The sequence below is a fragment of the Streptomyces sp. NPDC107575 genome (genome assembly GCF_055657265.1).
Genome location: NZ_JBVKBG010000005.1, coordinates 991,610 through 1,012,992, shown reverse-complemented (window position 1 = coordinate 1,012,992; position 21,383 = coordinate 991,610). Strand labels below are relative to the sequence as shown.

Sequence of the window (21,383 nt, the reverse complement as noted above, 5' to 3'; positions counted from 1 at the left end):
GCCTCGATCTGTCTTGGCTTCGCTTGTGACCTGTGCTCTGCTGCTCCTGTCCGCGTGGCCGAGCGGCGAGCGACCAGCGGTGTCAGGTACGGCGGACGGAAGTGGCTGTCGGGAGAGGGGAGCACACGCGATGCGCGCAGTGGTGTTCGAGGAGTTCGGCAAGGACGCGGCGGTACGGCAGGTCGCCGACCCCGAACCGCCCCGGGACGGGGTCGTGGTGCGCGTCGGGGCGACGGGGCTGTGCCGCAGCGACTGGCACGCCTGGCAGGGGCACGACCCGGACGTCCGCCTCCCGCACATTCCCGGCCACGAACTGGCCGGCACCGTCGAGGCGATCGGCGCCGATGTCACCGAGTGGCGGCCCGGCGAGCGTGTCACCGTCCCCTTCATCTGTGCTTGTGGGCGCTGCGCCTCCTGTGTCCGCGGCGACCACCAGGTGTGCGAGCGCCAGGAGCAGCCCGGCTTCACCCACGCGGGGTCGTTCGCCGAGTACGTTGCGCTGCACCATGCCGACGTGAACCTCGTCGCCGTCCCCGAGGGCATGACCGACGCCACCGCCGCGAGCCTCGGCTGCCGGTTCGCCACCGCCTTCCGTGCCGTGGCCGACCAGGGGCGCGCGGCCGCGGGGGAGTGGGTGGCGGTGCACGGCTGCGGAGGGGTGGGCCTGTCCGCCGTAATGATCGCGGTGGCGGCCGGCGCCCGGGTGGTGGCGGTGGACGTCTCTCCCGATGCGCTCGCCATGGCGACCGAATTCGGCGCCGACGCCTGTGTCAACGCGGCGGAGGTCCCGGACACCGCCGCAGCCGTCCGGGAGGCGACCGGCGGCGGAGCCCACCTCTCCCTCGACGCCCTGGGTTCCCCCACCACCAGCGCCGCGTCGATCGCGAGCCTGCGCCGTCGCGGGCGGCACATCCAGGTGGGCCTGCTGCCGGGCGGCGCACACCTCCCGATGGACCGGGTCGTCGCCCTCGAACTCGAACTCCTCGGCAGCCACGGCATGGCGGCGCACGCCTACCCGCGCATGCTGGAGCTGGTCACCAGCGGCACCCTGCGCCCCGACCGTCTCGTCACCGCCACGATCGGTCTGGACGAGGTCCCGTCCGCGCTCCACGCGATGGGGACGGCGCCGGGGCGGGGCGTCACGATGATCGCGCCCTGAACCGGCGGCGCCCGTCGGCAGGCGTCCTCAGTCGACCGGATGTCCCGGGGTGATGTCCTCTGCGTCGGAGAGCCTGAACGGCCGGCGCCCGGGCGCGTCGCCGGTGTCCGCGGCCTCCGGGGCGAGGACGAAGCCCACGTGGTCGCCCCCGCCGATGTGGTCCACGACGCGGCCCACCAGCCAGGCCCGGGCCGCCCCGAGCACCACGGTTCCGTGCGGGCCCCGGCTCCAGTCGACCGCCGCGAACTTGTCCACCTGGTCGCCGCTCTCGCCGCCGAACAGCTGGGCCAGCGCGTACTGGTCGTGTCCCAGCAGGTGCACGGCGAGGTGGTCGGCGCGCCTGGCGATGTCGTACGTCCGGTTGGCCTTCGAGAGCCACACGACGTAGCGGACGGGGCGGATCGAGCACTGGGAGGAGAAGCCGACCAGGCAGCCCGCCCGCGCGCCGTCGGCCTCGGCGGTGACGACGCACAGTTCCGGGTTCAGATGATCCACGAACGCGTCCGCGACGGGCGGCATGGCGGCGACACCTCCTCGGGTCGGCAAGCACGGCGGTCGGGTCGGCCAGGTGTGCGGCTGGGTCCGTCTCCAGCTGACCACGGGCAGGGCCCAGCCGCACACCACCGGTCATTCCTCTGCCGGAAGCGAGGCGTGCGCCGCTCGGTACCCGGCGAGCAGGTCCTGGGCGGTACGTGTCCAGGGATGGACCGGGCCGAGCACCCGGATGCGGCCCGCCACCAGGATCTCGCCCTGCTCGACCGCTTCGGCGTACCGGCCGAGGGCCGCGAGGATCTCGCAGAGCGCATGGCGTGCGTTCAGCACCAGGAAGTAGTCCGGGTCGAAGATCTGCTCGTATCCGGTCAGCGCCTTGAGCACGTGGGGCAGGGCCTCCGCGTGCCGGCCCGCGCAGCGGAGGCTCGAGGCGAAGTTGAGTTCGGCGGTCAGCGTCAGCGCGTGGTGCTCCCCGAGGGCGCGGTGGCAGTCCGTCAGGAGCTCGGGCCCCGTGGCGATCATCTCGGCCTGCTCCGGAAGGCCGGCCATGCCGGGGTTCGACGCGATCTCCATGAAGGAGGACCGAGCCATCAAGGTGAGCGGGTGATGTCTCCCCAGCGTCTCCTCCCGGACCTGTACGACCCGTCGCCGCAGCGGAGGCACTTCCTGGATCCGGCCGAGATTGGCGAGCGGGCTCCCCATCTTCAGGCACGCCTCCAGCGTCTCGGGAGCGTCGGGCCCCAGCGCCCTCTCGCACTCCGAACGCAGTTCCTGGTACAGGGACTCGGACTCCTCGAAGCGGCCGAGGCGGAACAGCGCACGGCCCACGCGCAGGCGGAGCCGCAGCACGCTCGCGTCGTCGGCGGGCAGGCACTCGGTGGCCAGGTCGACGGCGTCGGTCGCCAACGTGAGCGCCGACGCGTAGTCGCCCGACCTGTGCACCGCGACGACGAGCCGGTGGGCGCAGTCTGCTGCGCTCTCGACGGTGGACGGGCTGGTGCCCCATCGCGTCACGCGCCGCAGCAGCGCCATGACATGGGGAGCGAGCAGCAGCGTCGCGGGGTCCTGCGCCCCGCGCTCCGGCACCTCGGGCAGCATGGCGAGGAGCAGGCGGGCGGCCGTCGCGGCGAGCTGCTCCCGCTGGTCCGCGGGGGTCGCGTGCGCGACGCTGTCCAGCAGGATCCCGTGGACGCGCAGGCAGCGCACCTGCCCCGGCACGAGTTCGGTGAGCGAGTGGTCGAGGAGTCCTCGCAGGGCGGACTCGACACGGGAGGCGGCCAGTTCGGCGCCGAGTTCGGCGCGGGCGAGGAGCTTGAGCGGGAGGGGATCGCCCGCCCAGCAGGAGAGCAGCCGCAGCAGCGGCGTGGCCTCCGGAAGCCCCTGGGCCGTGAGGGAGTCGAGGGAGAGCTGCCAGGTGCTGTTGAGCAGGTGCCGGGGGTCGAAGTGGGTCTCGTCGACCGCGCCGACTGCCTCGATCGGAGCGGCGGGGCCGGTGCCGGAACTGCCGTCGAGCCGGTGACGGTAGTCGGCGAGGCTCCAGGGGTCGATGACCTGGTGGGCGAGGAAACCGCCGGCGAGGGTGAGTGCCAGCGGGAGGTGTCCGAGACGGTCGGCGACCTCCGCGGCGTCGTCGAGGGTGCCGGCGTGGGGAGCGATGTCCTGGAGGACGAGGGCGGCGTCCTGGCGCGGCAGCACGCCGAACTGGAGCAGTTCCGCTCCCGGCCACCAGTGGGTCGCGGCCTGGCGGGTGGTGACGACGACGATGCCCGCGGGGCTCGTGCGCAGCCATCCTCCGGCGCGCAGGATCGCCGGGGTGTCGGCGTTGTCGAGGACGAGCAGCCAGGGCTCGTCGGAGCGGTCGAGGTAGTGCCAGACGAGATCGGCGGCGGGGCGCAGGCCGCCGCGCGCGCCGGTGAGTTCGGCGTCGGTCGCGCCCCGGTCGGCGGCCACGGCGAGCATGCCGGAGCGCAGCGAGGCCGGATCGGAGGCGTTGACCCACAGCCCGACGCGGCCGGCCTGCTCGGTGGCGTACCGGAAGAGGGTGTACGCCACGGCGGTCTTGCCGCAGCCGCCCAGGCCGTGCAGGACGTAGACGCCGTTGCCGATGCCCGGCTCCACCGCGGCGCGCAGCCGGTCCATCTCACCGACGCGGTCGCGGAGGGTGACGGGCGCCCGGCCGACGGCCGGGTGGCGCACCGAGTCGGGCCCCGACCACTCGGGGGCGTGATGATGGTGCTCGACGATGTGCTGGTCACCGGAGGCCTGGTAGACGCGCCCGTACCCCTCGGCGCGTGCTGCGCCGGGGCCGCTCATCGGCCGTCGAAGTGCTGGTCGCGGCCGGCCTGGTAGACGCGCGCGTGGCCGGAGGCGGTGGCGTGCTGGGTGACCGACGGGGCGTCAGGTGCGAGGGGGCTCAGCTCTTCGACGAGGGCGCGCAGGGCCCGGGCCTCCTCGGGGTGCGCCGCGAGCAGCCGCCGGATCCTGCCCTGCCACTCCGTGCCCAGCTCGTCGCGGGACTCGGTGTCACCGTCGTTCTGCGCGGTCAGCAGGTCCTCCCTGGTGACCTCCAGCTCGGCGGAGATCGCGTCGGCGCGCGCGGGTTCGGCCCGACGCCACAGCGCGGTGACACCGTCCCTGGCCCGCTGCCAGGCCTCGGTCGTCAGCAGCCCGACCAACGTGGTGCCCGCCGTCCCTGCGAGCGCGACCATCTCCGGATCCATGAACTCTCCCCCTGGGAACGGACGTTACTGGTGATCCAGGGTATCCAGAAGTGCCGGCCGGACGGTGTCAGTGCGCCGGAGTTCGGCGAGCGCCAAGTCCCGTTCGGCCATCGAGGAGTTCGCGGACGACGCCCAGGTGGCCGGCGTGCGCACCCGCTCAGCATGTAGCGGCATATGCGCATCTCGTCATGTTATGGCCAAGAGTCTTCGGCCACCGCTACGCTTCTGCACATGTCCGCCACACAACCCCCCGGTGGGATGCGGTCCGTTGAGGAGCTCAACGAAGAGATCCGTCGCCTCATGCTGGCTTCCGGCGGTTGGCTCAGCGACGAACAGCGTGTCGCATACGCGGATCTCGTCACCGCCTGGGCGCTCGCCTCACGGAACCCTACGCCCGATGGCGGGTCCGCACAGCCCGAGGGCTGTCCGGGTGTCGCGGCGCGGCCCCGGAGGAACGGGGGCGCGCGTCGTGGCCTGGGTCCGGTGCAGCCGATTCCGCACCCGGCGCCCGAGTTGGCGTCCGAGGACCCGGTGACGGCGTAGAGCGAGCAGGCTCCGGCGACAGCCCCGCTCCGTGCGATGTGCGAGTCAAGTGGCTCGACGGCGCGTTGACTTGTGCACACCGAGGGATCGCCCGATTATCACCGGTATGCACGAAAAATACACAAATGCTGGCCCTGGGGGCCTGCGGGCCGGCTTGCGCGGAGTGGCGGTAGGGGTGGTGGCGGTCGCCACGATCGGCTGCGCCGCGGCACCGGCCCTGGCAGTGTCCGCACCCACTGGGGCCACGAGCGCCGCCAGTGACGAGAATCCTGCCCTGGAGGCCGGCGGCGGGTACGGGGCCGGGGACACTCCGCACGAGGAGTGGTCGCCCCCGGCCGGGTACGGAGACGAGGCGGACGGCTACGGCTCGGAGGACGAGCCTTCCGGATACGGCGACGAGGCGGACGGCTACGGCTCGGAGGACGAGCCTTCCGGATACGGCGAGGAGGAGACACCCACCCCGACGCCGTCGTCGCCGGTGGGGACTTCTGCCTCCCCCTCCCCGTCCGGGAGCGGGTCGGCGACGCCGCCCACGACGCCGACTCCCACGCCGAGCGCGCCAAGCCCGTCGGACCGGGGCGCGACACCGCCCGGAACCCCCACCCCTCCTCCGACGGCCACGACACCGCCGTCGCCGTCGCCCGCCTCCTCCCGCAGGTCCCAACTCGCCGAGACGGGGCGGGAGTCCGGGAGCCACGCCCTCGGGGGGATCGCCGCGATGCTCGTCGCCGCCGGCGTCGGCCTCTGCATCCTTGCCTGCAAGACGCGACGCGAGGCTTGAGGGGCGTTCTCCGTCTCAAGGTGACCGGCCCCACCGCAACAAGGGCTCCAGCCGTGCGTGCGCGGCGGGAGCCCTGTCCTCCTCTCCCGGAGTGCCGGGGTCCGGGGCGGCTCCGGGAGAGATCGCGCAACGGGGAGCCGCGCCTTCGACGAGTCTGCCGTCTCCGGGGCCGCCTGGCAGGCCGTCGAGCGAACGGCATGAGTGCAGGTCAGCCGGTTTCAAGTCCGTTGAGCGAAGCCGGTTGTGCCCGTGAACGGCCGTCGGTCCGCAGCAGCGAGTTTGGAGGAGGGGCGGCAAGCTGGGAGGGTGGGTGTATGGGCCAAGCTGTCGAGCGAGCCGAGGTGAGCACGTCCACGGGGGACGAGGCGCTGGATGTCCTGCAGGCCGTGTACGGGCCGGGTCTGCGCATGGGCGGGTCCCGGCATGGCAAGAGCTCGTTTCGTATGCGGCACGTCGCTGTCGGCCCGCTCGCCTACGACGAAGTGAGCCTTCCGGCCCGACTGGACTTCACCAACGACGCGTTGAGCCCCGTGGTGGTGATCACGACGACGGGCGGGTCGGTCGAGCGGACCTGCGGCCGGCACAGCGACACGTTCACAGCGGGACAGGTGTGGCTGGCCAACATGCCCGATCGGCCCTACTCGGCGCGGACGGACCGTTTCGAGGCGGCCACCGTCAACCTGGACCCCGCCCTGCTGGCCGAGGCCGCCGCGACCATCGACCCGTCCGCGGCCCAGCACCTGCGCTTCACCGACCTGGTCGCGGCCACCGCCCGGGACGCCGCGCTGTGGGAGTCCGCCCGAGCGCACACGCGAGCGGTGTGCGAATCCAATGCGTTGGAAAGCCCGCTGGTGGCGGGGACGTTGGCCCGCAGCCTGGCCATGTTGGCGCTGTCGGTGTTCCCCAACAATGTGGCCGGGCAGGAGCCTTCACTGGCCGACACCCGGGACGCGATGTCCGCCACCACCCGCCGCGCCCGTGCGTTCATCGACGAGCACGCGCATACGGACATCGGGATCACGGACATCGCCGCCGCTGCCCGTGTCACACCACGTGCCCTGCAGTACGCGTTCCGCAGGCAATTGGGCACCACGCCCCTCGGCTATGTGCGCACGGTGCGCCTGGAGGGGGCCCACAGAGACCTGGTGGCAGCGATGCCCGGCGGGGAGTTCACGGTCACCGCCGTGGCGATGCGCTGGGGGTTCTCCCACACCGGGCGGTTCGCTTCCCAGTATCGGGCGGCCTACGGATGCCTGCCGTCGGCCACGCTGCGGCGCGCCCCGTAACGCATGCCGCATGGTGCCCGCCCCGGTCACGCAGGGACAGGCTCTCCGGCCCGCGTGTCCGCGCTCTCGGCGGTGGCCCTGCCCGTCCGTACGAACAGCTCCTCCTCGCGGAGCCGCGACGTCGCCCAGACGCTGCCCACCGCCGACAGGACGAGGTACCCGCACGCCAGCCACGGTGTGCCGGAGCCGATGGCGAGGAACGCGGTGACCAGCAGGGGTGTGATGCCGGACGCGAAGATGCCGGACACCTGGTAGACCGCCGACATCCCCGTGTAGCGCACGTGCACCGGGAACAGCGCCGCGAACAGCGTGCCCTGCGCCCCGTAGAAGGAGGCATGCACGATGCCCAGTGCGAGCACGAGTGCCACCGCGAAGCCCAGCACACCGCCGGTCTCGAACAGCAGGAACGCGGGGAAGACCGACACACCGAAGGCCGCCATGCCCGTCAGGTAGACACGTCGTGCGCCGAACCGATCCACAAGCCGCCCCGACACCGGGACGAGCGCCGCCATCACCAGAGACGCGCCGGTCACCGTCAACAGCACCGAGGTGCGCGGCAGTTCGAGCGTCCCGGTCGCGTACGTCAGCGCGAAAACGCCCCACGTGTTGAAGGCCACGCCCTCGCCCCAGCGGGACACCATGCCCAGGAGCAGGTGGCGGCGGTTCAGCGGATCGCGAGCCACCTCCACCAGGGGCACGGCCCGGGGCTCGGTCGTCCCGTCGAGCACGGCGCGGAAGGCAGGCGTCTCGTCGATCTTCAGGCGTACGGTCAGGCCGACCGCCACCAGGACCAGGCTGGCCAGGAACGCGACCCGCCACCCGTAGCCGAGGAACGCCTCGTCGCTCAGTACGTTGCTCAGGAGCGCGAACACGCCTGTGCCCAGGGCGAGTCCGAGCGCCAGGCCGATCTGCGGATAGCTGCCGAACCGGCCCTTGCGCCCCTCCGGCCCGTGCTCCACGGCCAGCAGCACCGCTCCGGCCCACTCGCCGCCGAGCGCCACACCCTGCGCGACCCGCAGGACCAGCAACAGGATGGGGGCGAGCGCGCCCACCTGCGCGTAGGTGGGCAGGAGGCCGATCAGCGCGGTCGAGACACCCATCAGGCCCATGGTGAACGCGAGGGTGCGCTTGCGGCCCACGCGGTCGCCGATGTGTCCGAAGAGCAGGCCGCCGAGCGGACGGGCGACGAAGCCCACCGCGAACGTGGCGAAGGCGAGCATGGTGCCCACCGTGCCGTTCGTCTCCGGGAAGAACAGCTTCCCGAAGACGAGGCCCGCCGCCGTGCTGTAGAGGAAGAAGTCGTACCACTCGACGGTGGTGCCAAGCAGGCTGGAGAGGACGACGGTGCGGAGCTTGCGTCCGGCTGTCGCGCCGCCGCCCGCCGCACCTGTGTCGGTGTCGGTGTCGGTGTCGGTGTCTGTGTCTGTGTTCATGGTCGTGCTCACACCCCCGCGAACGCCACGGTGCCGGACTCGACGGGGGCCGGTGCGGCCGGGTGGCGCCACAGCCCGCGGCGCTCAAGGAGCGGCAGGACGCCCTCGCCGAACCAGTACGCCTCCTCCAGGTGCGGCACGCCCGAGAGCACGAACTCGTCGATGCCCAGGCGGTGGTACTCCTCGATGCGGTCGGCGACCTCCGTGTGGCTGCCGACCAGCGCGGTGCCGGCGCCGCCGCGCACCAGGCCGACGCCGGCCCACAGGTTGGGGTAGATCTCCAGGTCGGAGCTGGTGCCGCTGGAGTGCAGCGCACGCATCCGCTTCTGGCCCTCGGACTCGGAGGTCGCGAGGCCGCGCTGGACGGCGGCGATGCGCTCCGGGTCCATGCCCTGCAGCAGCCGCTCGGCCTCCGCCCATGCCTGGGCGGCGGTGTCGCGGGCGATGACGTGCAGCCGGATGCCGAACCGGACGGTGCGGCCGAGGAGTTCGGCCCGCTTGCGGACCTCGGCGATCTTCTCGGCGACGGCCTGCGGCGGCTCGCCCCAGGTCAGGTACGTGTCCGTGTGCCGGGCGGCGACGTCGAGGGCCGCGGGCGATGAACCGCCGAAGTAGACACTGGGCACCGGGTCCGGCAGCCGGTTCAGGCGGGCGCCCTCCACGCGGAGGTGCTCGCCGTGGTGGTCGACGGTCTGCCCGTCCCACAGGCGGCGCACGATGTCGAGGAACTCGCCCGTCCGCGCGTACCGCTGGTCCTTGTCGAGGAAGTCGCCGTAGGCGCGCTGCTCGGCGCTCTCGCCACCGGTCACCACGTTCAGCAACAGGCGTCCGTGGGACTGCCGTTGATACGTCGCGGCCATCTGGGCGGAGAGCGTGGGGGAGATCTGGCCGGGCCGGAAGGCGACGAGGAACTTCAGCCGCTCGGTGACCTGCGTCAGCATCGCCGTGGTCAGCCATGCGTCCTCGCACCAGGCGCCGGTGGGCGTCAACGCCCCCTCGAAGCCCAGCTGTTCGGCGGTGCGGGCGATCTGGCCGAGGTACTCCACGGACGCCGGGCGGTCGCCTCCGGCGGTGCCGGGCGTCGAGCCGTGGCCGCCGCCGACGACGTGGCGGCTGTCGCCGGTGGTGGGCAGGAACCAGTGGAAGGTGAGTGCGGACATGACGGGGCGAGGACCTCACAGTGAGTGGAGCGGGGTGGGAGTGCGCCGGAGTCGGCGCGCGGGGGCGGCGTCAGCCCCGACAGCAGGCGCTCTTGTGCCGGCAGAGGTCGATGTGCCGACGGGAGACGAGCGGATGCACGGGCCCCTCCCTCACTGTTCCGTGTTGCCTATCATTCCTACTGGATTACTAGGGAAATGTTCCCCATCGGCGCCCGTTGGTCAAGTTCCGTCTCAGTGGCCGGACGTGCGGGCCGCTTTGACCGCAGCCGCCACGAATGTCCGTACGAGGGGGTGGTCGGCCTGGGTCGGCCAGGCGAGGACCAGGCGGCTTTCGGGGGCGTCCGTGACGGGGACGCACACCACGCCCGGCGGGGTGGGGTGGACGAGCGAGCGGGGCAGGACGGCCACGGCCCTGCCGAGTGCCACCAAGGGGATCAGCTGACTCACGTCCTGCACCTCGGGGCCGTTGGCGCTCACGTCCTCGATGCCGGGGACGCCGCGCCAGCGCGGCATCGGCTCGCCCTTCAGGTCCGCGAGCCGGACCGCTTCGCGGGTGGCCAGCCGGTGATGCGCGGCGAGGAGGGCCACACGCCCCTCGGTCCGAAGGGTCTCGTGGGCCAGGCCTTCCAGGTCGTCGAACGGCGTGTACAGAAGGCCCACATCCGCGCGGCCGTCCCGCAGTTGCTCCGCGCGGTCGGTGGGCCCGCTGAACACGATCTCGACACGGCGCGCGTCGGACTCCTCGGCGTACGTGCCGAGCATCGCGGACAGCAGGTCGGCGTCGCCGCCGGGTTTGAGCACGAGCCGCAGTCCTGCCCCGGCGTCCGCGGCCCGGCGGGCCCGCTCCGCCGCCGCGTCGACCGCGTCCAGCGCGTAACGCCCGTACCGCAGCAGCGCCTCGCCCGCCGGGGTCGGCGCGACCTGGCGGCTGGAGCGGACGAAGAGGTCCACGCCGAGCCGGCGTTCGACGCGGCGGATCGCCTTGGACAGGGCCGGCTGGGCGATCGCGAGGCGCTGGGCGGCGCGACCGAAATGCAGTTCCTCGGCCACCGCGACGACGTACTCGATCTCTCGTGTCTCCAGCTCGGCCATGCCTCCAGGTTATCGGTCGAGGCCCAGAAGGTCTTGGACGCGGCGGCCCACAGCTTGTTTCGATGGACGCATGATTCAACACACGATGCTCGTGTCCTTCGACGGCGCCGTTCCGGACGCCGACCTCGACCAATTCCTCCAGGACATCGAAAAGGTCATGCTCGACTCCGGTCACGCCCTGACGATCGCCGCCCGGCGGCACATCCCCGCCCCCGGCGAGGAGGCCATCCCCGCGCTGATCGCCACGGCGGTGATCCAGTTCGGGGTGGCCGACCTGGAGGCCCTCGGCGCCGCGTTCGAGGCACCCGGCCTCGAGGAGATCATTCACCGGTGGCAGGGCCGGTACCCGTACAAGGTCGCTTACGTGAATCACGAACCGCTGGACTGACAGGTCCCGTCGAACGGGGCCGGGACCTCCCCGGCCGGCTCCGTTACGACGTGGCTCCGGACAGCGCGAGGAACTCGCTGCGTGAGCGCGCGTCCGAGCGCAGGAGCCCGTGCAGGGTGGACGTCATCGTGGTGGAGCCGGTGGCCTGGACGCCGCGCAGGGTCATGCAGGAGTGCTCGGCCTCGATGACCACACCGACGCCCTTCGGTTCGAGCTGGGTCTGCAGCCAGTCGGCGACCTGCTTGGTGAGGCGTTCCTGGACCTGGGGGCGGCAGGCGAAGTGTTCGACGACGCGGGCCAGTTTGGACAGGCCCAGGATGCGGGCGCCGGGCAGATAGCCGACGTGGGCGGTGCCGGTGAAGGGCAGCAGATGGTGCTCGCACACGGACCGGACGGGGATGCGGCGGGCCAAAACCAGCTCGTCGTAGCCCTCGTCGTTCGGGAACGTCGTCAGGTCGAAGGGGCGCGGGCTGAACAGCTCGGCGTACGCGCGGGCCATCCGCCCCGGCGTGCCGCGCAGGCTCTCCGAGTCCGTGGAGACGCCCAGGGCGTGCAGGAAGTGGCCGGCCGCGGTCTCGGCGGCGGCCAGGTCGATGCCCTCGGGCTCGTGGACGACCCGCAGAACGGGCGGGGTGGGCGTCGCCTCGCCCGCGTCGGCGGGGTTCATGCGGGCGAGGATCGTGTCGGGGTAGTCGTTCATGTCAGCTTTCTCCGATGCCCGGGGCGGCGAGCAGGACCAGGACGAGGGTGGCGACGGCGAACGCGCCGTGGCCCGGGACGACGGCCACCGGGAGGTGCCGCTCGGCCGGGACGCCGGCCTCGTCGGCGCGGGCGCCCGACGGGTTGCTTGGCCGGGTGTGGTTCGGCCATCGCGGCCACCTCCCCATTTCGCCAATAGATTTTGGTCTTATTCGGGGAGGCGGTCAAGCGGGCCAGATCAGACGCGTCCGAATCGACGCTCGACGATGGCGGCTGGCGTTACCGTGAAGGGGTGAGCTCCGACATGACCCCGCCGCCGTCCGGCGAGGACGCGATCGACTCCGTCAGCGCGCTCGGCGAGGGCACCCGGCGGCAGATGTTCTCCTTCATCCGCCGCGCGCACAGGCCCGTCACCCGCGACGAGGCGGCCGCCAGCGTCGGCATCTCGCGCAAGCTCGCCGCCTTCCACCTCGACAAACTCGTCGACGTCGGCCTGCTGCGCGCCCGTTACGGCTCACCCACCGGCATCCGCAAGGTCGGCCGCCAGCCCAAGGTGTACGAACCCACCAACACGCCGATCCGCGTCAGCATCCCCGACCGCCGCCACGAACTCCTGGCCGATCTGCTCGTGCAGGCCGTCGTCACGGAGGGCGCGGACGAGACCGCCGTCGAAGCGGCCCAGCGCACGTCACGGCAGCGCGGCGAGGAGCTCGGGGCGGCGGAGCGCGCGCAGTTGAGGCCCGGTCGGCTCGGCGCCGAACGCGGTCTGACCCTGTGCGAGCGCATGCTCGACCAGCACGGCTTCGAGCCGGCGCGCGAGGCCCCCGACCGCCTGCGCCTGCACAACTGCCCGTTCCACCCGCTCGCCGTCCAGGCCCCCGACCTGGTCTGCGGCATGAACCACGCGTTCCTCAGCGGCTACGTCCACGGTCTCGAGGCCCCGTCGGTCGAGGCGGTCCTGGCCCCCCGGCCCGGCCAGTGCTGCGTCGAACTGCGCCACGCGACACCATCGGACGAGGCCGGGACCGATGTCGGGACAGCGGCCGGGTCCGGCTGAGGCGAGCGGTCCGCGTCGGCAACGGTGCCAGTGGGCCGGGCACCTGCTGGGAGCGCCCGAACTGCGGCCCGCACCATGCGTCGAGCCGCCGGAACGGTTCCCTCCGCCGCCCGGACGGACGGCGGGCCGCAGGGCACGGCCGGGGGTCAGGACATGCGCAGGGCCGGATTGGTGCGATCCGCCTCGTCGCGGACCAGCAGCGCCAGCAAGGACGCGACGCTCACGTCGGACTCGGCCGGGTGGCGCAGGATCTTCGAGGGGTCGATCTCGTACACATTGCTGCGGCCCTCGCGTACGTGGGAGAGATAGCCGGCCTCTTCGAGATCCGTGATGATCCGCTGCACCGCACGCTCGGTCAGGCGGCAGTGCGCGGCCAGGTCGCGGATGCGCACCTGGCGGTTGTCGGCGATGGCTGCCAGCACCCGGGCGTGATTGGTCAAGAACGTCCACCCGGTGTGCGACGCGGTCTGCTCCTCCATGCGACCACTATAGGGCCTCCCCGCCAAATGAATCACGAATTACTTTTCAGGTATTGGTTGACGTGATTCAAAGTTCGTACCAAGCTGTGGCCCACTCGACAGGTCGAGCGGGGAGGTGTGGCGGTGCTGGACGGCATGGATCCATCGAGCGCGACGTGGACTTCGCTGCTGATGAGCTGTGTTTCACGGCCCACCCGCATAGCGCCGTCGGCTCCCGTGATCGAGGTGTTCGAGCGCGGCGACCGCGCCGCCGTGGCGGTCTACGGCGAAGTCGACTTCGACGTCGCCCCCGCCCTCGACGACGGGCTGCGCGCAGCGCTGGAACGGTCGGTCTCGGGCCTCGATCTGGAACTCGAGTCCATGACGTTCTGCGACGGCGCCGGCCTCAGGGTGCTGCTGCGCGCCCGGCAGGCAGCCCTGGAGGCGGGCAAGACCGTGCGTCTGTGCTCGGCCAGTCCTGCGGTCGTGAGGCTGCTCCACGTCACCCGCACCCACGGCCTGTTCGCCGACGCCACCGGTCATATTTGTCAGCACAGCTGCAGAGGGGCATCCTCATGAACACCGAGACGGTACGTGACCTCGCACAGCGCTCCGCCTCACGGCCCCGGCGCGGGCTGATCGAGCGCGCCTGCGCGGATCCGGCTTCCATCGCGCCCCGAGACGCGCGTGAAGTGGGCAAGTACTTCTTCGAGCAGCTCACCCGCCTCGAGGAAGGCACCCGCGAACATCAGTACGTCCGCAACGCGTTGATCGAGATGAACCTGTCCTTCGTCAAGTACGCCGCCACCCGCTTCAAGCACCGCGGCCCGGAGGAGATGGAGGACATCGTCCAGGTCGGCACCATCGGCCTGATCAAGGCGATCGACCGGTTCGAGCTGTCCCGCGAGGTCGAGTTCACCTCCTTCGCCCTGCCCTACATCACCGGCGAGATCAAGCGGTTCTTCCGCGACACCACCTGGGCGGTGCACGTCCCGCGCCGGCTTCAGGAGACCCGCGTCGAACTGTCCAAGGCCACCGACGAGTTGCAGACCCGCCTGGGCCGGTACCCCACCACGGCCGAGCTCGCCGAGCTCATGCAGTTGGAGCCGGCCGAGATCGCCGAGGCACAGAAGGCGGCCAACGGCTACAACGCCGCCTCCCTCGACGCCTCACTCACCGGCCAGGACGCCGAGGGAGAGGAGTCCCGGCTCGCCGATGTGATCGGCGTGGAGGAGGACACCTACGAACTGATCGAGAACTACCGCTCGTTGGCGCCGCTCATCGATCGGCTCGACACCCGCAACCGTACGATCATCCACCTCCGTTTCGTGGAGGAGCGCACGCAGAAGGAGATCGCCGAGGCCCTCGGCATCTCCCAGATGCACGTCTCCCGCCTCCTGGCCCGCCTCCTCGCGCAGCTCCGGGAAGGTCTCATGACGACGGCGTAGGGGCCGCGCCGCGCGCCGTCATCACCCCGAATCCGGCGATGTACTCCTTGATCGGCCGGTAGAAGGAGTACGTCACCTCGTACGGGCCCGCGGCCCCGAGCGCCGCGAAGGCGGCGACCCACGTGCGCACCTCGTGGGCGGAGTTGCCGGCGTCCTTCGCCATCTGCTCCGGTGTCATCGCGTCGACGGGGGAGAGGTCACCGGAGGCGAACGTCGCCATCAGGGCCCTGTCCCAGTCGGGGTTGAGGTCCCGGATGCCGGCCGTGCCCGCGGCGAACGCCTTCGCCGTGTCGATGACCCGCTGCTGGCGGGCGTCGCGGGCCGCGGCCGTGGGATGGCGGCCGTTCAGCAGCAGCGCGCGGGCGTCGTCGTCGGCGGTGGCCCACTGGGGGACCGGCGGGTCGTGGGAGAGGCCGCCGGAGCCGATGACGAGGACGCGCTCGTCTTCGAGGGTGGCGAGGTAGCCGCCGATGGCCTCGCCGAGCCGCCGCACGCGGCGCATCGTCACGAAGGGCCTGGCCACACCGTTGACGAAGACCGGGATGGTCGGCACCCGGTCGATGCCGTCGAAGAGGATCTCCAGCGGCTGGATCGCGCCGTGGTCGACCTCCATGCGGCGGGAGACGGCCACGTCGACGTCGCGCTCCGCCACCCACTGGGCGAGCTCCTCTGCCCGCCCGGTCGGCACGTTCAGCGGGCCCGCGGTGGTGCCATAGTCGCCGACGCCCAATGCCTCGTAGCCGATGCAGAACGGCGGCATCAGGTCGTAGAAGAAGCCGTTGTAGTGGTCGGGTGCGAAGGAGACCACCAGGGTCGGGTCGTACTCCCTGACGAAGGTCCGTGCGGCGGAGAAGGCGCCCTGGACCGCGGCGTTCACCTCGGCGGGCGGGTCCGCGTACTCGAGCAGCGGGCTGTGCGACATGGTGACGAGGGCGACGGTCATGCCGGGGCTCCTTCCCGGGCCGGTGCGTCGGCGGGTGCGGTGGTGAGCGAGGCCGCCGTGCACAGGGCGGCCAGCGCCCGTGGCGCCTGGCGGGTGAGGCAGGCCGCGGCCACGAAGTGGTCGGGGCGCAGCACGACCAGGCCGCAGGCGCGCACGTCGAACCAGTCCTTGAGGGTGCCGGTGGTGTCACCGACGACGGTGACGGGTGCCGGGGAGTCCGCGAACACCCGCTCGGCCCACGGGCGTTGGGTCTCCGGCATGAAGGAGACCAGCTTGACGCGGTGGCGGCGGACCAGGTCCAGATCGGCCTCGGTGAGGAACGCCGTCGGGTTCGTGCCCCAGGTGGCCAGCGTCCACCAGTCGCCCGTGACATCGTCGAGGAGGACGTTCGCGGCGTCGGCGGTGGTGACGCGCGGCTGGATGAACTGCAGCCCCACCGGGGACAGTTCACCGGCGGAGTCGATGAAGGGGGCCAGCTGGCCACCGCGCTTGAAACCGGCCCGCGCCCGGCCCGGCGTGAGTGTCTGCTGGTCGACCACGACCCCGGCGGCGTAGCGCGGCATCGGCTTGAAGCGCAGCTCGGTGAAGTACGACTTCCACTTCGGTACGAGGTTGAGCGCGGACGCGGCGACGTCGCGGACCGCGCCACCGAAGCGGCCCATCTTCATGACGGTGCCCGCCGCCATGTTCACATCGATCATGTCGGAGGCGTGCTTGCGGCGCTCCTCGGTGTACGTGTCCAGGAGCGTGTCGGCCGCGTCGCCCGCGAGGACGGCGCTGAGCTTCCACGCCAGGTTCGTCGCGTCGCGGATGCCGGAGTTCCAGCCCTGGCCGAGCCAGACCGGCATCAGGTGCGCGGCGTCGCCCGCGAGGAAGACACGCCCCTTGCGGAAGTCGGAGGCCACGCGGCCGTGGTGGGTGAAGGTGCGCTGGTTGATGACGTTCAGCGCGGCCGGGTCGGGGACGTGCCGCCGCAGCAGGGAGTGCATGAACGCCGGGTCGTCGCACAGTTCGGTCGGCTCGTCGTCGTGGAGCATGAACTCCCAGCGGCGGATGCCCTGCGGCAGACCGATGGAGACGTACGGGCGGCGCGGATCGGCGCCGAGGTAGACCGACGGGGTGCCGATCGGGTCGTCCGCCACGTCGACGACCACCCAGCGGGTCGACGGTGACTTGCCCTCGAAGTCCACGCCCATCCACTTGCGGGTGAAGGAGCTGCCGCCCTCGCAGCCGACGGCGTACCGGGCGGTGACGGTGACCGGGTCGGTCAACTCGCCCTCTGTGTCGTGCCGTTCGGCGGTGACGGTGACGTGGTCGCCGTGGTCCTCCAGGCCGACCACCTTGTGGCCGAAGCGCAGTGCGGTGTCGGGGAACCGGCCCAGGCCCGCGGCGAGTTCCTTGTCGACCAGCGGCTGTACGAAGCCGTGCTTGCGCGGGTAGCCGAACTCCTGGGTGCGCGGGTTGTTGGTGGCGAGCACCTGGCCGGTGCCGTTGACGAGCCGTACCACGTGGTGCGGGACCGTGAACGGCTGCACGCGCTCCCACAGGCCCGCGGTGTGCAGGGTGCGGATCGACTCGTCGTCGAGGCCGACGCCGCGCGGGTAGTCGATGAGTTCGTCGCGGGCCTCCAGGACGGTGGCCCGGTGTCCGCGGACGCCGAGCAGATTGGCGAGGGTGAGGCCGACGGGCCCCGCTCCGATGACGACGACGTCGGTGTCGAAGGTGGTCATGGGGTGTTCCGATCGATTCAGGTGCCGGTGCTGTACCGGTGCGGGGTCCGGTTCAGTTGTGCGACAGGAAGTCGACGACCAGGCGGTTGAACTCGGCGGCGTGCTCGATCATCGCCCAGTGGCCGCACCGATTGAGCAGCACCAGACGGGAGTTGGGGATGTTGGCAAGGAGCCACAGGCTGGTCTCGTAGTGCAGGACGCGGTCGTCCTTGCCGTGGATCAGCAGGGTCGGTGCCTCGATGCCGGGGATCTTGTCGCGGTCGACCTTGATCGGGATGGGGGCTCCGTGCGCGAGGCCCTCGACGTAGTTCGCCAGGTGGTCGGGGCGGGCGAGCGCCGCCTCCGAGCGTGCCTTGGTCAGCTCCGGGGTGGCGAAGCGTTCCTTGTCGTACGTCATGATCTCGACGAGCGCCCGCATGTTCTCCGGGCTCGCGTCCTTGTAGGCCCTGACCAGGACCTTCAGGCCCTCGCTGGGGCCGTCGCCGGGGCCGAAGAGGGAGGCCGGGCCGCGGCCGAGCGAGGCCCCCATCGTCACCAGGTGGGTGATGCGCTCGGGGTGCAGCGTGGCGAAGCGGACCGCGGTGTGCCCGCCCATCGAGTTGCCGACGAGGGCTGCCTTCGCGAGGTCGAGGGCGTCCAGCAACTCGACCAGTGTCGCGTCGTGGTCCATGTCCTTGGTGGCCTGGGCGTCGGAGTCGCCCCAGCCCGGCATGTCGGGGGCGACGACATGGAATCCGGCGTCGGCGATCGCGCCGATGTTGCCCGAGAAGTTCGACCATCCCGTCGCGCCGGGCCCCGAACCGTGCAGCAGCACGACGGGCGTGGCACCGGGCTCCCCGGCCTCGTAGTAGCGCATGCGCAGGCCCGACGGCAGGGCGATGTCGCACGAGGCGGCTTCCTTGGTGAGGGACATGACCTGGCTCCTCGTTCTTTATCTGCACTCGACAGGGCGTTATTTACACTCCAGACATCTCGATGGAACGCCGCCCGGGTGGGAATGTCAAGGGGTGTTCGGTCACGTCGTTCGTGCGCCGCACGCCCGTGACCAGGGGATTCGTGGCTGTGCGGGCATGCCGACGAGGGCCGGGAGCTCGCGCCCTCCCGGCCCTGCGTCGTCGTAGGTGTCAGCCGGCCTCGGCGAGTCCGAGCGCCACGTCGACGATCATGTCCTCCTGGCCGCCGACCAGGCCGCGCTTGCCGACCTCGACGAGGATCGTGCGGACGTCGACGCCGTAGCGCTCGGCCGCCGCCTCCGCGTGCCGTAGGAACGAGCCGTACACACCGGCGTACCCGAGCGTGAGCGTCTCGCGGTCGACGCGGACCGGGCGGTCCTGCAGCGGGCGCACCAGGTCCTCCGCCGCGTCCTGGAGGGCGAACAGGTCGCAGCCGTGCTTCCAGCCGTTGAGGTCGGCCACCGCGACGAACGGCTCGATCGGGCAGTTGCCCGCGCCCGCGCCCTGGCCCGCGAGCGAGGCGTCCACGCGGGTCACGCCCTCCTCCACCGCGACCATGGAGTTGGCGACGGCGAGCGAGAGGTTCTCGTGGGCGTGGATGCCGATCTCGGTGGCCGGGTCGAGGACGTCGCGGTAGGCGCGCATCCGCTCGCGGACGCCGTCCATCATCAGGCGGCCTCCGGAGTCCGTGACGTAGACGCAGTGCGCGCCGTAGGACTCCATGAGCCCCGCCTGCGCCGCGAGTGTCTTCGCGTCGGCCATGTGGCTCATCATCAGGAAGCCGGACACGTCCATGCCCAACTCGCGGGCGGTGTCGATGTGCTGCGCCGAGACGTCCGCCTCGGTGCAGTGCGTGGCGACGCGCACGGAGCGCACCCCGAGCGCGTACGCCTGCTTCAGCTCCTCGATGGTGCCGATGCCGGGCAGCAGGAGGGAGGTCAGGCGGGCGTTGGTGATGTGCGCGGCCGCGGTCTCGATCCACTCCCAGTCGGTGTGGCTGCCGGGACCGTAGTTGAGGGAGCCGCCGGCGAGTCCGTCGCCGTGGGACACCTCGATGCCGTCGACACCGGCGGCGTCGAGGGCGGCGACGATCCTGCCGACCTGCTCGGGCTCGATGCGGTGCCGGATGGCGTGCATGCCGTCGCGCAGGGTGACGTCCTGGATGAACAGCTTGGTGTCACCCGAGGGGGTGCCCCCCGTGGTGTCGGTGGTGTGGCTCATGCGTCGGCTCCCTGGAGTTCGGTGGCGCGGGCGGCCATGGCCTCGGCCATCCGCAGGGCCGCGCTGGTCATGATGTCGAGGTTCCCGGCGTACGCCGGGAGGTAGTGTGCGGCCCCCTCGACCTCGAGGAAGACCGACACCTGGTGGGTGACCGGGGCCTCGGTGAGGGTGTGCACGGGCTGGTCGGCGGGGACCGGCGTGATCTGCACCTGCTGCTTGAGGCGGTAGCCGGGCACGTACGCGGACACCTCGTCGACCCGCTTGGCGATCGCCGCGCGGATCGCGTCGTGGGCGGCCTCGTCCGGCGCGTTCACCAGCGCGAGCACGGTGTCCCGCATGATCAGCGGGGGCTCGGCGGGGTTGAGGACGATGACGGCCTTGCCGCGCGCGGCGCCGCCGACCGTCTCGATGGCGTGGCTGGTCGTCTCGGTGAACTCGTCGATGTTCGCGCGGGTGCCGGGACCCGCGCTCTTCGACGCGATCGAGGCGACGATCTCCGCGTACGGGACCGGGGCCACGGAGGAGACGGCCGCGACGATCGGGATGGTGGCCTGGCCGCCGCACGTCACCATGTTCACGTTGTCCGCGCCGACATGGTCGTCGAGGTTGACCGCCGGGATCACCATCGGGCCGACGGCCGCGGGGGTCAGGTCGACGAGCTGCTTGCCGTACGGGGCGAGCGCGGCGGCGTTGGCGACGTGCGCCTTCGCCGAGGTGGCGTCGAAGACGATCCTGATGTCGTCGAAGCCGTCCATGGCGATGAGGCCCTGGACGCCCTCGGCGGTGACCGGAACGCCGAGCCGCTTGGCGCGGGCGAGTCCGTCGGATGCGGGGTCGATGCCGACCATCGCCCCCATTTCGAGGGTGTCCGAGAGCCGGAGCACCTTGATCATCAGGTCGGTGCCGATGTTGCCCGAGCCGATGACGGCGACCTTGGTCTTCATGCGGTGGCTCCCTCAGGGGTGGAGGCGTGGAAGCGGACGGAGACGGAGCCGAGTCCGCCGATGTCGGCGGTGAACGTGTCGCCGGCCGCGGCGGGCACCATCGGGCCGAGCGCGCCGGACAGCACGACCTGGCCCGCGCGCAGTGGATCGCCGACGTCGCGGGCGGTGCGGGCGAGCCAGGCAAGGGCGATCAGCGGGTCGCCCAGGCAGGCCGCGCCGTTCCCGGTGGAGACGGTCTCCTCGCCCCGACGCATGCTCATCTCGGCCTCGACCGGCTCGAACTCGGCGAGCGGCCTGGCCGGGGAGCCGAGGACGTAGAGCGCGGAGGAGCCGTTGTCGGCGACGGTGTCACCGAAGGTGATGTCCCAGTCGGCGATCCGGCTGTCCACGATCTCCAGGGCGGGCACGGCGTGCGCCACGGCGGCCCGGATCTGCGCGGCGTCGAGCGGACCCTCGGCGAGGTCCGCGCCCAGGGCGAACGCGATCTCCGCCTCGACCTTCGGCTGGAGAAGGCTGCCGACCGGCACGGACGCCCCGTCGTCGACGCCCATGTCGGCGAACAGCACCCCGAAGTCCGGCTGGTCCACGCCCAGTTGCCGCTGCACGGCGGGGGAGGTGAGGCCGATCTTGCGGCCGGTGACCCGGCCGCCCGCCTTCAGGCGATCCGCGGTGAGCAGCTCCTGGACGGCGTAGGCCGCCTTCACGTCGTCGCTGCCGATCAGGTCGCGGACCGGGGCGCAGGGCGTGTGGTCGGCGGTGGCGCGCAGCAGCCGCCGCGCCGCCTGTGCCACGGCGTCGTTTCCGGGGGGAGTCTCGTTCATGCCCTCAGCTTGGACACGCGGGACGCCGCACGCCCAGCATCGAGTTCCGTCTGGC

Annotated in this window: 22 protein-coding genes; 6 read left to right on the top strand and 16 right to left on the bottom strand. The window is 71.7% G+C overall.

Annotated elements, in window-relative coordinates:
- Positions 1-130: 130 nt before the first annotated feature.
- Complete coding sequence (locus tag ACZ7L4_RS29380) at positions 131-1,159, top strand: zinc-dependent alcohol dehydrogenase family protein (RefSeq protein WP_472107289.1); 1,029 nt, start codon at positions 131-133, stop codon at positions 1,157-1,159.
- 27 nt (positions 1,160-1,186) lie between these two features.
- Here ACZ7L4_RS29380 and ACZ7L4_RS29375 read toward each other — a convergent pair whose 3' ends face one another.
- From ACZ7L4_RS29375 to ACZ7L4_RS29360, 4 genes are all read right to left on the bottom strand, one after another.
- On the bottom strand, positions 1,187-1,678 hold the full coding sequence (locus ACZ7L4_RS29375) for a flavin reductase family protein (RefSeq protein ID WP_472107287.1): 492 nt from the start codon (positions 1,676-1,678) through the stop codon (positions 1,187-1,189).
- Between the two features lie 108 nt (positions 1,679-1,786).
- On the bottom strand, positions 1,787-3,964 hold the full coding sequence (locus tag ACZ7L4_RS29370) for a tetratricopeptide repeat protein (protein WP_472107285.1): 2,178 nt from the start codon (positions 3,962-3,964) through the stop codon (positions 1,787-1,789).
- Complete coding sequence (locus ACZ7L4_RS29365) at positions 3,961-4,371, bottom strand: hypothetical protein (RefSeq protein ID WP_472107284.1); 411 nt, start codon at positions 4,369-4,371, stop codon at positions 3,961-3,963. The genes ACZ7L4_RS29370 and ACZ7L4_RS29365 overlap by 4 nt, the downstream gene beginning before the upstream one ends.
- A 951-nt stretch (positions 4,372-5,322) precedes the next feature.
- Positions 5,323-5,664: a hypothetical protein gene (locus ACZ7L4_RS29360; RefSeq protein WP_472107282.1), complete on the bottom strand. Its 342-nt coding sequence runs from the start codon at positions 5,662-5,664 to the stop codon at positions 5,323-5,325.
- Between the two features lie 345 nt (positions 5,665-6,009).
- Between ACZ7L4_RS29360 and ACZ7L4_RS29355 the strand changes: the two genes are divergently transcribed.
- Positions 6,010-6,981: a helix-turn-helix transcriptional regulator gene (locus ACZ7L4_RS29355; RefSeq protein WP_472107280.1), complete on the top strand. Its 972-nt coding sequence runs from the start codon at positions 6,010-6,012 to the stop codon at positions 6,979-6,981.
- A 26-nt stretch (positions 6,982-7,007) separates the two neighbouring features.
- Here ACZ7L4_RS29355 and ACZ7L4_RS29350 read toward each other — a convergent pair whose 3' ends face one another.
- From ACZ7L4_RS29350 to ACZ7L4_RS29340, 3 genes are all read right to left on the bottom strand, one after another.
- On the bottom strand, positions 7,008-8,414 hold the full coding sequence (locus ACZ7L4_RS29350) for an MFS transporter (RefSeq protein ID WP_472107278.1): 1,407 nt from the start codon (positions 8,412-8,414) through the stop codon (positions 7,008-7,010).
- An 8-nt stretch (positions 8,415-8,422) separates the two neighbouring features.
- Positions 8,423-9,574, bottom strand: coding sequence for an LLM class flavin-dependent oxidoreductase (locus tag ACZ7L4_RS29345; protein ID WP_472107276.1), 1,152 nt, complete (start codon positions 9,572-9,574; stop codon positions 8,423-8,425).
- Between the two features lie 231 nt (positions 9,575-9,805).
- A complete protein-coding gene (locus ACZ7L4_RS29340) occupies positions 9,806-10,666 on the bottom strand; it encodes a LysR family transcriptional regulator (RefSeq protein ID WP_472107274.1) in 861 nt (286 codons plus the stop codon).
- A 70-nt stretch (positions 10,667-10,736) separates the two neighbouring features.
- On the opposite strand from ACZ7L4_RS29340, the gene ACZ7L4_RS29335 reads away from it, so the two are divergent.
- Positions 10,737-11,054, top strand: coding sequence for a hypothetical protein (locus ACZ7L4_RS29335; protein ID WP_472107272.1), 318 nt, complete (start codon positions 10,737-10,739; stop codon positions 11,052-11,054).
- Between the two features lie 43 nt (positions 11,055-11,097).
- On the opposite strand, the gene folE is transcribed toward ACZ7L4_RS29335, so the two are convergent.
- Both folE and ACZ7L4_RS29325 read right to left on the bottom strand, forming a co-directional pair.
- Entirely contained in the window at positions 11,098-11,721 is a 624-nt protein-coding gene (gene folE, locus ACZ7L4_RS29330) for a GTP cyclohydrolase I FolE (RefSeq protein ID WP_472107390.1), read from the bottom strand.
- 34 nt (positions 11,722-11,755) lie between these two features.
- Positions 11,756-11,941 (bottom strand): hypothetical protein, encoded by a 186-nt coding sequence (locus tag ACZ7L4_RS29325; protein WP_472107270.1) that lies wholly within the window; start codon positions 11,939-11,941, stop codon positions 11,756-11,758.
- Positions 11,942-12,045: 104 nt separating this feature from the next.
- On the opposite strand from ACZ7L4_RS29325, the gene ACZ7L4_RS29320 reads away from it, so the two are divergent.
- Complete coding sequence (locus ACZ7L4_RS29320; RefSeq protein ID WP_472107268.1) at positions 12,046-12,810, top strand: helix-turn-helix transcriptional regulator; 765 nt, start codon at positions 12,046-12,048, stop codon at positions 12,808-12,810.
- Between the two features lie 146 nt (positions 12,811-12,956).
- Here the strand turns inward: ACZ7L4_RS29320 and ACZ7L4_RS29315 are convergent, their stop codons facing one another.
- Positions 12,957-13,289 (bottom strand): helix-turn-helix transcriptional regulator, encoded by a 333-nt coding sequence (locus ACZ7L4_RS29315; protein ID WP_472107266.1) that lies wholly within the window; start codon positions 13,287-13,289, stop codon positions 12,957-12,959.
- A gap of 135 nt (positions 13,290-13,424) precedes the next feature.
- On the opposite strand from ACZ7L4_RS29315, the gene ACZ7L4_RS29310 reads away from it, so the two are divergent.
- Together ACZ7L4_RS29310 and ACZ7L4_RS29305 are read left to right on the top strand one after the other, a co-directional pair.
- Entirely contained in the window at positions 13,425-13,847 is a 423-nt protein-coding gene (locus tag ACZ7L4_RS29310; protein ID WP_472107264.1) for an STAS domain-containing protein, read from the top strand.
- Positions 13,844-14,716 (top strand): SigB/SigF/SigG family RNA polymerase sigma factor, encoded by an 873-nt coding sequence (locus ACZ7L4_RS29305; RefSeq protein WP_472107262.1) that lies wholly within the window; start codon positions 13,844-13,846, stop codon positions 14,714-14,716. The genes ACZ7L4_RS29310 and ACZ7L4_RS29305 overlap by 4 nt, the downstream gene beginning before the upstream one ends.
- On the opposite strand, the gene ACZ7L4_RS29300 is transcribed toward ACZ7L4_RS29305, so the two are convergent.
- The 6 genes from ACZ7L4_RS29300 to ACZ7L4_RS29275 form a co-directional block, all read right to left on the bottom strand.
- Positions 14,700-15,659, bottom strand: a complete 960-nt coding sequence (locus tag ACZ7L4_RS29300) for a 3-carboxyethylcatechol 2,3-dioxygenase (protein WP_472107261.1) — start codon at positions 15,657-15,659, stop codon at positions 14,700-14,702. The genes ACZ7L4_RS29305 and ACZ7L4_RS29300 overlap by 17 nt on opposite strands.
- Positions 15,656-17,389 carry a bifunctional 3-(3-hydroxy-phenyl)propionate/3-hydroxycinnamic acid hydroxylase MhpA gene (gene mhpA, locus ACZ7L4_RS29295; protein ID WP_472107259.1) on the bottom strand — a complete coding sequence of 578 codons (1,734 nt, stop codon included), beginning with the start codon at positions 17,387-17,389 and terminating at the stop codon, positions 15,656-15,658. Before mhpA ends, ACZ7L4_RS29300 begins: the two co-directional genes overlap by 4 nt.
- A gap of 52 nt (positions 17,390-17,441) precedes the next feature.
- Complete coding sequence (locus tag ACZ7L4_RS29290) at positions 17,442-18,302, bottom strand: alpha/beta fold hydrolase (RefSeq protein WP_472107257.1); 861 nt, start codon at positions 18,300-18,302, stop codon at positions 17,442-17,444.
- A 211-nt stretch (positions 18,303-18,513) separates the two neighbouring features.
- Positions 18,514-19,563 (bottom strand): 4-hydroxy-2-oxovalerate aldolase, encoded by a 1,050-nt coding sequence (dmpG, locus tag ACZ7L4_RS29285; RefSeq protein WP_472107255.1) that lies wholly within the window; start codon positions 19,561-19,563, stop codon positions 18,514-18,516.
- Positions 19,560-20,507, bottom strand: coding sequence for an acetaldehyde dehydrogenase (acetylating) (locus tag ACZ7L4_RS29280; RefSeq protein ID WP_472107253.1), 948 nt, complete (start codon positions 20,505-20,507; stop codon positions 19,560-19,562). Before ACZ7L4_RS29280 ends, dmpG begins: the two co-directional genes overlap by 4 nt.
- Positions 20,504-21,328 carry a 2-keto-4-pentenoate hydratase gene (locus ACZ7L4_RS29275; RefSeq protein ID WP_472107251.1) on the bottom strand — a complete coding sequence of 275 codons (825 nt, stop codon included), beginning with the start codon at positions 21,326-21,328 and terminating at the stop codon, positions 20,504-20,506. The genes ACZ7L4_RS29280 and ACZ7L4_RS29275 overlap by 4 nt, the downstream gene beginning before the upstream one ends.
- Positions 21,329-21,383 lie beyond the last annotated feature (55 nt).